The organism is Anabaena sp. UHCC 0187 (assembly GCF_009712035.1).
In the GTDB taxonomy this organism is placed as follows: Bacteria; Cyanobacteriota; Cyanobacteriia; order Cyanobacteriales; family Nostocaceae; genus Dolichospermum.
On the sequence record NZ_VILB01000007.1, the window covers coordinates 59,537 to 73,817 of the forward strand.

At 36.4% G+C, this 14,281-nt stretch carries 14 protein-coding genes; 8 read left to right on the forward strand and 6 right to left on the reverse strand.

Annotated elements, in window-relative coordinates; all coding sequences use genetic code 11:
- Positions 1–31: 31 nt before the first annotated feature.
- From FJR11_RS06600 to FJR11_RS06625, 6 genes are all read left to right on the forward strand, one after another.
- Entirely contained in the window at positions 32–970 is a 939-nt protein-coding gene (locus FJR11_RS06600; RefSeq protein WP_168502914.1) for a TerB family tellurite resistance protein, read from the forward strand.
- Between the two features lie 77 nt (positions 971–1,047).
- Entirely contained in the window at positions 1,048–2,643 is a 1,596-nt protein-coding gene (locus tag FJR11_RS06605) for an iron uptake porin (RefSeq protein ID WP_168502915.1), read from the forward strand.
- A gap of 74 nt (positions 2,644–2,717) precedes the next feature.
- Positions 2,718–3,035 (forward strand): hypothetical protein, encoded by a 318-nt coding sequence (locus tag FJR11_RS06610; RefSeq protein WP_168502916.1) that lies wholly within the window; start codon positions 2,718–2,720, stop codon positions 3,033–3,035.
- A gap of 195 nt (positions 3,036–3,230) precedes the next feature.
- On the forward strand, positions 3,231–3,647 hold the full coding sequence (locus FJR11_RS06615; RefSeq protein WP_168502917.1) for a globin family protein: 417 nt from the start codon (positions 3,231–3,233) through the stop codon (positions 3,645–3,647).
- A gap of 300 nt (positions 3,648–3,947) precedes the next feature.
- A complete protein-coding gene (locus tag FJR11_RS06620) occupies positions 3,948–5,381 on the forward strand; it encodes a pentapeptide repeat-containing protein (protein WP_168502918.1) in 1,434 nt (477 codons plus the stop codon).
- 52 nt (positions 5,382–5,433) lie between these two features.
- Complete coding sequence (locus FJR11_RS06625; RefSeq protein WP_168502919.1) at positions 5,434–6,033, forward strand: tRNA isopentenyl-2-thiomethyl-A-37 hydroxylase MiaE; 600 nt, start codon at positions 5,434–5,436, stop codon at positions 6,031–6,033.
- Here the strand turns inward: FJR11_RS06625 and FJR11_RS23810 are convergent.
- Positions 6,030–6,125, reverse strand: a complete 96-nt coding sequence (locus FJR11_RS23810; RefSeq protein WP_371417471.1) for a DUF4351 domain-containing protein — start codon at positions 6,123–6,125, stop codon at positions 6,030–6,032. The genes FJR11_RS06625 and FJR11_RS23810 overlap by 4 nt on opposite strands.
- Positions 6,126–6,338: 213 nt before the next feature.
- On the opposite strand from FJR11_RS23810, the gene recR reads away from it, so the two are divergent.
- Entirely contained in the window at positions 6,339–6,938 is a 600-nt protein-coding gene (gene recR, locus FJR11_RS06640) for a recombination mediator RecR (RefSeq protein ID WP_168502993.1), read from the forward strand.
- A 114-nt stretch (positions 6,939–7,052) separates the two neighbouring features.
- Here the strand turns inward: recR and hisS are convergent, their stop codons facing one another.
- Together hisS and FJR11_RS06650 are read right to left on the reverse strand one after the other, a co-directional pair.
- Positions 7,053–8,453, reverse strand: a complete 1,401-nt coding sequence (gene hisS, locus FJR11_RS06645; protein WP_168502920.1) for a histidine--tRNA ligase — start codon at positions 8,451–8,453, stop codon at positions 7,053–7,055.
- Positions 8,454–8,618: 165 nt separating this feature from the next.
- On the reverse strand, positions 8,619–10,040 hold the full coding sequence (locus tag FJR11_RS06650; protein WP_168502921.1) for an aldehyde dehydrogenase family protein: 1,422 nt from the start codon (positions 10,038–10,040) through the stop codon (positions 8,619–8,621).
- Between the two features lie 141 nt (positions 10,041–10,181).
- On the opposite strand from FJR11_RS06650, the gene FJR11_RS06655 reads away from it, so the two are divergent.
- Positions 10,182–11,045 carry an oxaloacetate decarboxylase gene (locus FJR11_RS06655; RefSeq protein ID WP_168502922.1) on the forward strand — a complete coding sequence of 288 codons (864 nt, stop codon included), beginning with the start codon at positions 10,182–10,184 and terminating at the stop codon, positions 11,043–11,045.
- Positions 11,046–11,065: 20 nt separating this feature from the next.
- Here the strand turns inward: FJR11_RS06655 and FJR11_RS06660 are convergent, their stop codons facing one another.
- The 3 genes from FJR11_RS06660 to FJR11_RS06670 are packed head-to-tail and all read right to left on the reverse strand — an operon-like array spanning position 11,066 to position 14,257.
- Positions 11,066–12,019 (reverse strand): hypothetical protein, encoded by a 954-nt coding sequence (locus FJR11_RS06660; RefSeq protein ID WP_168502923.1) that lies wholly within the window; start codon positions 12,017–12,019, stop codon positions 11,066–11,068.
- 4 nt (positions 12,020–12,023) lie between these two features.
- Entirely contained in the window at positions 12,024–13,139 is a 1,116-nt protein-coding gene (locus tag FJR11_RS06665; RefSeq protein WP_168502924.1) for a DUF3696 domain-containing protein, read from the reverse strand.
- Positions 13,136–14,257, reverse strand: coding sequence for a DUF262 domain-containing protein (locus FJR11_RS06670; RefSeq protein ID WP_168502925.1), 1,122 nt, complete (start codon positions 14,255–14,257; stop codon positions 13,136–13,138). Before FJR11_RS06670 ends, FJR11_RS06665 begins: the two co-directional genes overlap by 4 nt.
- Positions 14,258–14,281 lie beyond the last annotated feature (24 nt).

The window sequence follows — 14,281 nt, forward strand, 5'->3', positions numbered from 1 at the left end:
CGTTCATTTTATATCTAAAAAAAGGAAAAATATGGAAGTTTTGCAATCTATTTTGAAGGGAATACTTTTAATATCAGTAGCAATTACTGCTCTTATGACTTATTTAGCTATTAATAAGATTTGGCCTCGCAAACATGAACTTACAGTGGTACAAAGTAGATCATTACTTGCCCAAATTTTATCTATTTCTACTACCTTACCATTTCTTGTATATTATAGTATACATGGTGATATCAAGATAGCTTTAGATAACTTTATTCGGCTTTGTATGTATATTTTCTTATTTTTAGTCGCCATTGGGTTTTGGGTGAAAGACCCTCAGCATAATGGGATTTGGCAGAAATTTATCAAAGCTTTCAAACAAGAAGCAAAGGAATCAACTAACTTAATCAAAGCTCTCACCCAGCCATCGGGAAAAAAAGAATTGCTGAACATTTTATATCGCGTTGCGTGGTTGGATGATGAACTTAACGAAAAAGAACGGCAATATATTCAAATGTTTGCCGATAGTTGGGAGATTGATCCTAGCCATCTTTTCGCTGAACCTCCACCAGAAAAGGGTATTGAGAAATTTAATAAAATCCGTGAGGAAGTAATAGTTTATTTAGCCCTTCAGCCGTCAAAAGAACAAGTTATGAGTCTTAGTGATGTAGTACAGGCACTAATTAATATAGATGAGGAGATTACCAAGGAAGAGGAATTAATTGGAGCAGAAATATCTGGTATTCTTGGCGATTATGGCAATCAACAAAAAGCCTCTTTATATGGTGTAATGGTTCATCCTAATCAAGAACAGGAAAAAAGTTTTCTCGCTCTTATGCCAAACGCCAAAGAAGAATATATACTAGGCAATCGCGCTTATATTGCCGGAATTTTCCAGACTCGTCCCTATGCAGAAGCTTTTAGTGAATATTACCGAGAACAAAAATTTTTTACGATAGTACATAAGTATGATACGAAAACAGCCTGAGTTCGATAAATAGTTTCAATTCAAAACCTATCTTGAATCTAACTGTGATCAAATATATTCACTTTTTTGCACATAACATGACTCTGAGTTTTAACAAACCTTGGCAGATTGCCATCAGCTTATTTCTTTTCCACTTCTTAACCCAAGTTACTCCCGTATTTGCCGAACCGTTGACGCGATCAGATCAACTCCCCGATTCTGCTATTGCTGAAATGTCTACTCCCAAGGAAGTAACTAGTGTTGATCAATTTACTGATGTGCAAGTAACAGATTGGGCATTTCAAGCACTGCAATCTTTAATTGAGCGACATAGGTGTATTACAGGTTATTCAGATAGCACTTTTCGTGGTAGCCGCGCTTTAACTCGTTATGAATTTGCAAATATTTTAAATTCTTGCTTGAATCGCGTCAACGAATTGATAGTAACTAAAGTTGCCGACGAACTAACTCAAGAGGATTTAATTGTCGTAGAAAAACTACAGAAAGAGTTCGCTCAAGAATTGACAACTTTGCGAGGAAGAGTAGACACTCTGGAAGCTGGCACTACTCAGCTAGAAGCCAATCAGTTTTCTACAACGACAAAGCTATCAGGTCAAGTCATCTTGGCAGTGAATGGAGGAGGATTTGAGGGCGATCGCATTGTCAGCGCCACAGGTGCAGAGATCACGAGAAACGACCCCAATATTACCAGCCTTTATCGTGCTGCTTTGGATTTAAACACCAGTTTTAATGGTAGCGATCGCCTAAGAATTCTGCTTGATACTGGTAGCAACGGTAGTCGTGATAACGCCGCCGGGGTTTTAGAGCCTGTATTTGGCAGTGTTTTAGACTTTTCAGTGAAACCACCCAGCGATGGCAATCTGGGCGTAGGTATGCTGTATTACACTTTCCGTCCAATTCCAGACATGACAGTTTCTGTCGGTCCTAACATTCGGACTACAGCCTATGTGGATCGCAACAGTTACGCCTCTCTCAGTTTCCGAGACTTTACCACCCAAGCATTTATCAACAACTTTATTCTCTTTCCTATCGTTGGACTCAGGGCTGGAGCAGCATTTGATTGGAAACCTCAAGCCACACCTTTTAGCATCCGTGCTGTTTACGTAGCCGCAAATGCAGAAAATCCTAGCAATCAAGGGATCGTTAGAGGTTTATCCTCGTTTGTTCCACTGCTTTATTCTACCAATGCAGGCGCTGGTGGTTTATTCGGTGATACTTACCAAGGTATAGCTGAATTTGAATATGCTCCTTCCAAAGCCCTTGCAGTCCGTCTCCAGTACAGTGGGGGGCAGATGTTGAGTAACCGCTTTGATGTATTTGGAGTTAATTTTGAATTAGCACTTTCAGATAAGTTGGCGGTTTTTGGTCGTTATGGCTACGGTGATTATAGTAACACTACCTTCGGCGATCTCAATCCTCAATATTGGATGGCAGGTGTTGGATTTCGAGACTTATTGAAGCGGGGAGCTTTAGCAGGTATTGCAGCCGGTCAACCCTTTATTGAAGGTAATATTGGTAATGCTACTCAAACTAACTTTGAGGCATTTTATAACCTCCCGATTAATGATCATATCCGGGTGACACCTCTAATTCAAGTAATCACAAATGCGGCAAATCAGGATAATAACGGCACTATCACGACAGGGACGCTAAGAACTGTCTTTTCTTTTTAGCTAAATACAATTATTACTTGAGCAACATTTTTCCTCAAAGTTAAACCAGTTTTTTATTAAAACAAGGTATCACAATGAAATTAGATAAGTTTACTCTCGCACAAAATATGGCTTTCCTGATATCTATTCCCCCGGAAAGCAATCTCGCTAAATTACTGGCTTTTTGCTTGAGTACAAAGGTTAGGGAAAATACGACAGGAACAAAAATATTGGAGATGACTTATGAGTTAATGGAAAATCCATCGAAATTACCTTATTGGACTCAAGACATTATGGGACAGGATTTAGATTACACCACAGAGGAGTGGGAAGCATTGGGAGAAATGGGTATTAAGGATGCTAATCAGTTTATGAATACTCTATGGGAAGAATTAGAAAATTTGAGTTTGTAATTGCTTTTTTCAAATCACAGAAATTTTTAGGTTACAGGGATTCTATAAAATTAACTTGCAGGAGAAATGCAAAGTAAGTTAAACTGTGAATAAGTAAAAATTCAAGGTACATAAATATTTTTTGAATATTTCTTGAATATTTTTTAAATCACAATCTTTCCATGTGTACAAAGTTAAATTAACGAGGGAAAACTTATGTCGTTAAATGTTGAAGTTTTAGAGCAAAGTTTTGAAAAAATTAAACCTCACGCTGATAAATTTGCAGCCAGTTTCTATGAAAATCTTTTTCAAGCGCACCCAGAAGTAAAACCACTGTTTACTAAAACAGATATGAAAAAACAAGAAACAATGTTGTTAAAGGCTCTAGTTTTGGTAGTAGAAAATCTCCGCAACCCAGAGGCTTTAAGTCCAGTCCTTAACGCTCTAGGTGCTAGGCACGTTGGTTATGGGGCTATTCCCAAATATTATGAACCTGTGGGAAAAGCTCTGCTAATAACGTTTGAACAGTATCTCGCTGAAGATTGGACTCCTGAAATTAAACAAGCTTGGCTAGATGCTTATGGAGTCATTACTACTTTGATGCTCAAAGGTGCGGGACAAAAATCTGAATAGCAAGTTGTTGAGAAACCTATAAATTTAGTCAAGGCTACAACGTTAAAAGTTGAAACACCAGACGAACAGAAGATATCACAATAGGAGAACTCCTAAAAAGCACATTTTATAAACCTTACCAAATAAGGATTTCAGGTTTTCAATTTAAATGTGTTTCTTTCATCTGTTGCGGGGGGCAAACCGCCCCCGTTGGAGGCTCAAATCTTGCACCTACTTCTCTGGTTTCTTAAATATATATTTTTTTAATTCGTAAATTTTTTCATGTAAGTAAAGTTAAATTAAATTAACGGAGAAAAACTTATGTCCTTAAATGTTGAACTTTTAGTGCAAAGTTTTGAAAAAGTTAAACCTTACGCTGATGAATTTGCAGCTAATTTCTACGAAAATCTTTTTCAAGCTTACCCAGAAGTGAAACCACTGTTTACTAAAACGGAGATGAAAACCCAAGGGAAAAAATTGATCAATTCTCTGGTATTGGTAGTAGAAAATCTCCGCAACCCAGAGGCTTTATCTCCAGTTCTCAACGCTCTAGGTGCTAGACATATTAGCTATGGAGCTACTCCTAAATATTATAAACCAGTAGGTGAAGCCCTTTTAGTGACGTTTGAGCAGTATCTTGGTGAAGATTGGACTCCTGAAGTTAAAAAAGCTTGGTTAGATGCTTATAGAGATATTACTGCTTTGATGTTAAAAGGTGCAAGTCAACAATCTTCACCGCAAGTAGTTGATAAACCTGCTACTTTACCAAAACCTATCCCAACTGAAAACCCTGCAACTTTAGCGAAGTCTACAACATTAAAAACCGAAATTTCCCAAGAATCTCAACTATTGCAGTCTACATTAGAACAAGATAAAAAAGTTTTGATATCAATTCAGATTGATAGGGAAATTTTACAAGAAATTATCAATAATTTTATTAAAAAGTATCAGCAATTCCAGACCAAAATATCAAAACAGCCATTAAGTGAAGTCCTCAAACAAATTCCTAGTAAACTTATTGATACTTTCTGGTCAGCACCAACATGGTTAGTTGTTCTAGTTTCCACATTGATATTTATCGTATTTGTTGTTATTGCTAATGATAATTCTGTCCTAGCAGATGTTTTAGGTTCTGCTGACAGTATTAGTTTAGTTATTGCCCTAGTTCTCTTCATTAAAGAAGCTCCAGACCGCAGAAAACAATTTCATTATCAAGCCTGGGGTACGATTGATGCGGCAAAGGATGTTAAAGTTAGTTATGCCAGAGTTTTGGCACTGCAAGATTTGAATAAGGATGGAGTTTCTTTGCGGGGTCTGGATGCTCCTGGTGCGGAGTTAGTAGATATTAATCTCCCTCGTGCCAATTTGAGTAAAGCTAATTTGATGGAATGCGATTTGAGTAATGCTAATTTAACCTATGCCGATTTAGATAATGCTAATCTCAGTCAAACTAAACTTAGTGGTGCAAATTTGAGTCATGCAAAATTGGGGTTTGCTAAATTGAATCAGGCTAATTTGAGTAGTGCTAACTTGAGTAATGCTAATTTAATTTGTGCAGATTTGAGTCATGCTAACTTGAGTGGTGCTAATTTAAAAGATGCTAGTTTAAGTGGTGCTAATTTGGAGGGAGCTTACCTCACAGGTGCAAATCTCAAAAATGCTAAAGTCAGCGATTATGAATTGAGTAGTGCTTTCCTCGAAGGTGCAATTATGCCTGATGGTTCAAAGTATAAATCACCAGTGAGCGATCGCTGATTTCAGATTAAAATTAATTAACTGAATTGTTCAATTTGGAGTTTTTCTTCCCGTGCTGAGTTCCCCTTTACCCACTATCAACGCTCTCAAACAACCTACCAGTAATGCTTGGGTAGAGCAAGCGATCGCTAACCTTGATATTATATTACTAGATCACTCCCACTGTGAACGCAAAGCCGCTGGAGTAGCCTTAAATATGATGTTTCGCTATCCCTCTAATGCTAAAATGGTGAGGGAGTTAACCGCAATAGCACGGGAAGAACTAGAACACTTTGAACTCGTCAATCAATGGCTAGAACGCCGTAACATCAAACTAGCAGCCCTGTCCGCACCCCCCTACGGTGCAGGATTAAAATCCCAAGTTCGGGGACAAGAACCCCATAGATTTTTAGACTCCTTACTCGTCACCGGCTTAATAGAAGCCCGCAGTCATGAACGCTTAGGACTCCTCGCTGCTAACTGTCCAGAACCAGAATTAGCCGCATTTTACCGCAGTTTAATGGCATCAGAAGCCCGACATTTTGGGATGTATTGGGTTTTAGCTGATACTTATTTTGACCGAAAAATAGTCATGGACAGATTAGACGAATTAGCAGAGGTGGAAAGTCAATTATTATCAACCTTACATCCAGAACCGAGAATACATAGTTAGTCAGTTTTTGCCGGAGTATGTATTAACAACCAAGTTTGCAAATCATTCAAACTCTGAAAATCTAAAAGAGCTTCACTCAATTCTTCCAACACAGATAATGGTCAACCAGAAATAGATTTTATCTACAGTTCAAACAACAAAGATGGATATTGTTGAAAGAGTTTATAGAAAAGTGAATCTCTCCGCATAAATCATGATTATAATATTTATTAGTTAAAATTCCTCAAACTTTGCGTCTTTGCTCCTTAGCGTCTTTGCGCGAAACATAATTTTAACTGTAAAATAGAAAAAACCCCGGAGGTAGAATTACGGTTTACGCACGTCCCCTAGCCAGATTAATCGAACAATTGCAACGGCTACCCGGAGTTGGTCCCAAAAGCGCCCAACGATTAGCTTTGCACATCTTAAAAAGACCAGAAGCAGAAGTAGAGGCTTTAGCTCAAGCACTTGTTGACGCGAAAAAACAAGTAGGTTTGTGTAAAGTTTGTTTTCACCTGTCATCAGATCCAGTCTGTGAAATTTGTCGTCACCCTCAGCGAGATAATACAACTATTTGCGTAGTTGCAGATTCCCGTGATGTGATTGCATTAGAAAAAACCCGTGAATTTAAAGGTAAATATCATGTTTTAGGTGGCGTAATTTCCCCAATGGATGGTATCGGACCAGAACAGTTAAATATTCAACCCTTAGTGAGACGAGTCAGCGAACAAAAACCCCAAGAGGTGATTTTAGCTATTAGTCCCAGTATCGAAGGGGAAACCACAACATTATACATAGGTCAATTACTGAAACCATTTACTAAAGTCACCCGGATTGCCTTTGGCTTACCCGTCGGTGGGGATTTAGAATACGCTGATGAATTAACTTTAGCAAGGGCATTAGAAGGACGAAGAGAGTTAGATTAGGGGACTTCTAAACTTACGCTATCAAAACTCTTGCTTTTGCGTCTACCCTGCGGGATCTCTAAGAGAGATTGCGTGAGATTAATTCATTGCTGGGATTTCTTGATGATTTATTGATTAATTTTGCATTATGGAAATCCTCCGTTTAACTTCTGCTGATAAATCACTCAAAGCTACTTCTATTTGTTCACCACTTTGTAAATCCTTTAATGATGATTTTTGTGCTGCTGCTTCTTCCGCACCAATAATTACACAAAACCTAATTCCCTGTTTATCTGCGGCTTGAAATTGTTTACCTAATTGCTTTTTATCAAAATTAGTGACAACATTAATTCCTGCTTGTCTTAATTGTTGTGATACTTGTAAATAAACAGGCATTAAATCCTCTTGCATATTTACTACCATTACCTGCGCTGGTGTCGCAGATAAAGTATTCAAAATACCCGCTTTTAACAACCGACTAATTAACCGAGTTAAGCCAATAGAAATACCCACACCAGGCATTTTTTCACCGATAAACGTTCCCACTAATTCTTCATATCTGCCACCAGAACAAATACTCCCTAAAGCCTCATGACCTAATAAGGTAGTTTCATAAACTGTACCAGTATAGTAATTTAAACCACGGGCAATAGATAAGTCAATACAGAAACGTTTATCAGCAACTCCCAAATTTCTAACTCCATTAATTACGGTTTCTAATTCCGTAACTCCTAAATTAAATTGTTCGGCTTCTGGCAAATTCTCAGCTAGGTGTTTAAGTTTATCTAAAATATCATCAATACTGCCATCAATTTTCACAAACTCAATAATTTTCTCCGTTTGTTCTGAAGAAATACCTTCTTTCTCTAACTCTTGTTTAACTTTAGCTTCGCCAATTTTTTCCAAATTATCAATAATACTAATACAGGTTTTAATTTGGTTTTCCGCAACTCCTACTGATTGAAAAAAGCCTGTGAGGATTTTGCGGTTATTAATGCGAATCACAAAATCACCAATATTAATCTTTTCAAAGATTTCCGCGATAATTGCCGGCATTTGGGCATCATAAAGTAAACTCAATTTACCACGGGCAACTACATCAATATCACATTGGCGAAATTGCCGAAATCGTCCATCTTTTGCCCGTTCCCCCCGAAATACCATATCCATTTGATAACGAGCAAAAGGAAAAGTTAATTCATTTAAGTGACGAGCAATATAAGCAGCAAAAGGAACAGTTTGATCAAACTTTAAAGCCCTAGCTTCTGAACCGGTTTCTCCAGATTTATCCTTTTCAGCTTGGCGATTGGGTGGTAAAATTGGCTCAATACCATAGATAATATTGTCACCTTGATTACCTTTAGCCTGTAACACTTCTAACCGTTCTACTGCTGGGGTTTCAATGGGTGTAAAACCATAACTTTCAAAAACTTTACGAATTATATCTAGTAAATATACTTCGAGACGCTTTTCGCTAGGTAGAAATTCGGGAAATCCGCTGGGAGTAGAAAAGTTAATTTTGTCACTTTTAGTCATGTTTTTACCTTATTAAATGGGAAATTAACCACAGAATTACTATTTTACCCTTTGTTTTTCAATTAGAGTAAATAATGTTTGTACTCAGGAATAAATTCCTGAGTATTTTCATTTTGAGCGATGAATCGCTCACTACAGACTATATGTTAAATCATGCTCAATTACTTAATCACTATCATTAAACCACCAAGGATCTTTATGAGAGTTAGTTTTCATCAAAAATGCTTTTTTTCTTAAGAAGCGATTTAAACCTATTGTACCAATCCGTGAACCTCCTAGTCCAGAAAATTTAAAAGCATTTCTGTCTCCTTCGTTAATTAATGAACTTAATCCGGCATCATTAATACTAATCACACCGGCTTCTATGTTATCAGCAACTGCTATTGCTAGTTCTTCTGATTCTGCAAATACAGCCGCACTCAGTCCATAAATAGAATCGTTAGCTAAATTTATCGCTTCTTCGATATTAGCAAAAGACATCACAGGCATAATTGGGCCAAATGTTTCTTCAGTCATTATCTTCATGGAATGGTTAACTTCAGTGATAACTGTGGGACGACACCACCAACCTCCACCTAGTTCTTCTACTTTACCACCACAGTGAATTACTGCCCCTTTAGAAATAGCATCTTGCAAATGATCATTAATAATAGCAGCTTGTTTTTCCGAAATAATTGGACCAATTTCGCCACTTTCAATAGTTGGATATGCTAGTTTTAATTGATGAGCTTTAGTAACTAATTGATGATAAAATTCTTCAAATATAGATTCAGCAACATAAATTCTTTCAATTGCTGAACATGACTGTCCTGAATTGGCTACAGCAGCCCACAAAATTGCTGAAGTTGCTAAATCTAAATCGGCAGATTCTAAAACAATAGCTGGGTCTTTTCCTCCTAATTCTAAAAAAGCGGGAATAAAATTAATTGCCGCATTTTCAGCGACTAAACGCCCAGTTTCTACACTACCTGTAAAACAAATTAAATCTACATCTTCAATTAAAGCTGCTCCTGTTTGTGCTGCTCCTTCCACAAAGTTTAAAACATCACGTAATTGGGGAATAGTATTGAGAGTTGTCATTAAAGGAGCAACAAACCGGGGAGTTATTTCACTGGGTTTAACTATCACCGCACAACCGGCTAATAAAGCTGGAATTGTATCAATTGTAGATAAGGACAAAGGAAAATTCCAAGGACTAATTACTCCGACTAGAGGATAAGGAGAAGCAGTTTGTTGTAAAGCAATAAAAGGAATAGATGTATTTTTAGCTGTCCCTTGTAGTAGTTGGGGGGCTATATTACACCATTTATCAATACTAGTAAGAAATGAATCTACTTCCATAATTGATGTTAATAATCTCCCCGTATCACTGACTAAAGCTTCTGTTAATTGTTTACGTTCTGATAATATAGCTTGTTTCCATGCTTTTAAAGCTGTAATTCTGCCTTCAATTCCTAATTTTCCCCAGGTACTTTGTCCTCTTCGCAGACGGTGACATTGCTGGGAAAGTAATTTTGGTGGTGGAGGAACGATGACATAATCAAATTTACCTGTACGGGGGTTGCGGACTTCTATTGGTTTGCTCATTTGTGATTAATTTAAATGTAAACTTAACAAGATTTAATTTTATTTCGCGCAAAGAGGCAAAGGAGCAAAGGCGCAAAGGAAGAAATACAATAAATACGGTATTTATTGTATTCTCAAAATAGTCCATTTATAGTTATTTGTATGTCTGCTGCTAAAAAATTGCGCGAATTACTGGCACGTCCGGAAATTATGGTTATTCCTGGTGTTTATGACTGTTTGAGTGCAAAACTGGTAGAAAAGGCTGGTTTTGACGTTGCTGCTACCAGTGGTTTTGGAATTGCTGCTTCTACTTTGGGTTTACCTGACTATGGTTTTCTCACTGCTACGGAAAACTTGTACAGTGTCGGGCGGATAGCTCAGTCAATTAATATACCTTTGATTGCTGATTGTGATACGGGTTACGGTAATGCTTTAAATGTGATGCGGACTGTGAAAGATGCGGTGCAGTCCGGGTTAGCTGGGATTATTTTAGAAGACCAAGAATGGCCGAAGAAATGCGGACATTTTGCAGGTAAACGGGTAATTTCTATGACTGAACACGCGGGAAAAATCCGGGCTGCGGTGGAAGCGCGTGGTGATAGCGGTTTGGTCATTATAGCCCGAACTGATGCCCGTGCGCCTTTGGGGTTGGAGGAAGCCATTGCCCGTGGTCAAGCATACATCAATGCTGGTGCAGATATCTTGTTTGTGGAAGCTCCCCAATCTGTGGCAGAGTTGGAAATTATAGCTGCTGCTTTTCCTGATGTACCATTGGTAGCAAATATTGTTGAAGGTGGGAAAACTCCCTCCATTTCTCCTATTGAATTGCAAAATTTGGGGTTTAAAATTGTCTTTTTTCCTCTGACTGCACTCATGGCTGTAACTGAGGTAATGAGTGTTTGTTTTCGTCATTTGAAAGCACAGGGAAGGACTGATAATTTATCTGGTTTGATGAATTTTCAGGATTTTCAAGAATTGATGAATGTGCCGCAATATTTAGCTGTGGAAAAGGAGTATAAGGAATGAATTATGAACAGCATTAATAATTATGTTCGATAATTTACTGTAGGAAGATGGCGACCTATATAGCCAATAATAACTTTTCCTGGCTGCAATGGAAAGAAATGAATCCTCCAGTTACAGGATCTTAACTTAATATGACGTTCAAAGAAACGTTCCTCTCCATCAGGACACATAAATGTTCTTTCTTTTCTATATTTATTGTTATTACGAGTTGATTTACTTTCTCCAGATTCATCAAGAGAATAACCTTCTACGCTAAATGATTCACTTGTCCAATTTTGACAACATTTTTGAAGTTCATTTAAGGTTTTACATACTCCTGCTAATTCATTTTGTCCTGAGCGAATATCTTTTAAATCTTTCTCAACACAATCACAAAATTCTAGATTAAAAAATAATTCTTCTCTTCTATTCCAAATTTCATTACCGTTCTCTATATTTATTTTGAAGCGTTCTTCTAACCAATCAGTATGTTCTCCCCCATGAGTGATGCAACTGACGTGTTTTACAATATCATTACTAATAATCAAAGGATCTTCTTCATCTTCATTTATTCTTGTTACCTGTACCTCTAAACTACTAGCTTCCCACTGTGGATCAGATAGCAAACTTATGGCTAGAGAATTGTAAACGTAAGCGTAATAAATTCCAATCGTATTCTGTCCTTGATAAATTACCTGAATTTCTGGATCGACAATATCTGGTATGGGAGGATCATTTTTATCTTGTAAACTTCTAATTAATCTTCGAGCATCTATATCTACATCAGGATCATTACGCCATTGGACTAATAGATAATTTGGTGCAAGCTGTAAATTATTAAAATTGCTTTGGGTACGAAGTTTCTTTTTAATACTACTTGGAGTTTTAATAGCAAGTATAGTATTTATGAAATCTGTCATTAGTTGTCTTGCTGTATTAATATCAGTAGAAGGAGTTTGTAAACAGAGTTCATTAAAAACGATTTCTAATTCCATATTTTTACTCTTCCACTGGTTCTAATAAAACCTCTAAACTTTTATCCCATTCATCAAAAAAGCCATCTGGCCATTTATCAATTCTGCCACTGCGATTAATGTGGGGTGAAACTACTTTGGTAAGAGCTTGTGCTTGTTTTTCTTGACGTTGAAAATAATGTAACTGTACACTTTCTGGTTTAATTTTACCTCCATGAACAGCAAGACGAATACCATTTAAAACATGATCGCTATGAGTTTCTATTACAACTTGAATACCACAACTGGCTGCTAATGCTAATAATTCTCCCATTATTACTTGTCCTCTAGGATGAAGATGTGCTTCTGGGTTTTCAACTAGAATTAGTGTACCAGGATATGATGAAAGTATAGCTACAATTATTGGTAGGGTGTAGGTAATTCCAAATCCTACATTAGTCGCACGGTAACGGTTACTCTCTCCATAAAAATATTGTATATTTACTAACCCCATCTCTGGATTAGCTTTAATTTCTATACGAATACCAGGACTTACTTCTCTCATCCACGCTTCCACTTGGTCTATAAGATCCATTGATTTTGCTTCTGGATAACTGAGATTTTCTATAGGAATTGGTTCACGTCCATAAATATATAAAAAATGGGCTGTATATTCCCCTCTAGTACCAATTTGTCTACATCTTCGTACTTGATAATCAGATATTTCATTAAAGGAACGTGGACCAATACGTTCTGCTTGAAGAAAGTGAAAATTGTTACTAAAAAGATTTGATAGATAAGAGTAATTGGGTTCTGAGATTATATTCAAAACATCTTCATCTTTCTGATCTGGATCATATTTAAAAACCCATTTACATTTACTTTCATAATTTTCCCAAATTATTTCTAAACTAATTAAATTTTCTTTTCCACTTTCATAAAAAGCATCTTGTGCTGTACCAATATTTACTAATTCACCATTTAAAGCTAATCCTATATTTGGTAATAAATTTTGTTGAGAAGATTGACGTAACAGTAATAATGACTGAAGTACGGAAGATTTGCCTGTGCTATTTAGACCAGATATTAATGTTAAAGGTTTAAATTCAAGCAACTGATCTTCAAATTTTTTAAAGTTAATTAAACGCAGAGAAATAATCATGACAATACTTCCTGAATAATTTTACCAATAGTTTCAAATCTATACTCAACTTTCTTTGCAGCTTGGGATATGGATGCTAAAAATTCTCTATCATTATCTGCATATTCAATAAACTTGTCAATTAGTTGTTGCTTATATTTTTTTAATTTTTCTATATCTTCATAACTTAATTGACTAAGATGAAATGACCAAGATTCAAAAAGAGATTTATTAACTGGAAATCTCCTATTATTTTTGTGAGTAATTTTCCGAAAAGCACTATCTCCAAAAATATCATAAGCAGCCAACATTGCTTTTTTAAATTTTTCCTTAATATTTATTAATTCATCATCAGTTAGATTATTTATTTTAGATAAGGCTTCGCTCAAAAATACATCCCTAGTGTTTTCTTTATAATCTTTATAAGGAGTAAGCATAAATGCCAGATAACCAACTACAAATTCTCTATCATCCATACGTTTTTTCTTCGCGCTACTGAGATTAATAACCTGTATAAATTCAGATAGACCTGTAAGTTTTCGCAAAAATTCATTGGCTTTACCTGGGTTGAGAGCATGACGTAGTTCTTGATTTGAAAGACCCACTCCTCCAGTATTAATTCTTTTGAAAATATTATATTTTACTTCTATAGGAGTGCCTTTTTCAATTAAATAGACTGTAGGCTGAGTTTCTAGAATTCGTCGTTGGTATCTTGGTTCTAAATCATCATAAGTTTTACCATTAAGATTTGTCAGATATTCTAGTCCACTTAATGTCAGTCTTTTCTCACTTTTATCACTAACAAAGTGTTTTAAAGCAGATAGTCTTTGTAAACCATCTACAACTACCCATTTATCATCATTAGTAGCATCTATATAAAAAGCTGGTAATGGAATCCGAATCAGAATAGACTCAATTAGTCGGCTTTTAGCATCTTCATTCCATATATTTGCCTGACGCTGAAAATCAGGTGCTAAATCAAGTGCTGCTTCGTCAATTCGTCTTAATAATTGTTCAATTGTTGGTTGTCTAGTGGCAATATTAATTTTATCAGGATCATATTCAAAAGTAACTTTTTCATATTCTTCATCATCACTATCTTCTAAATCTAAAACTTCATTATCCTTTACATCTGTCACGGCATTTACTCCTTAATAATCCTA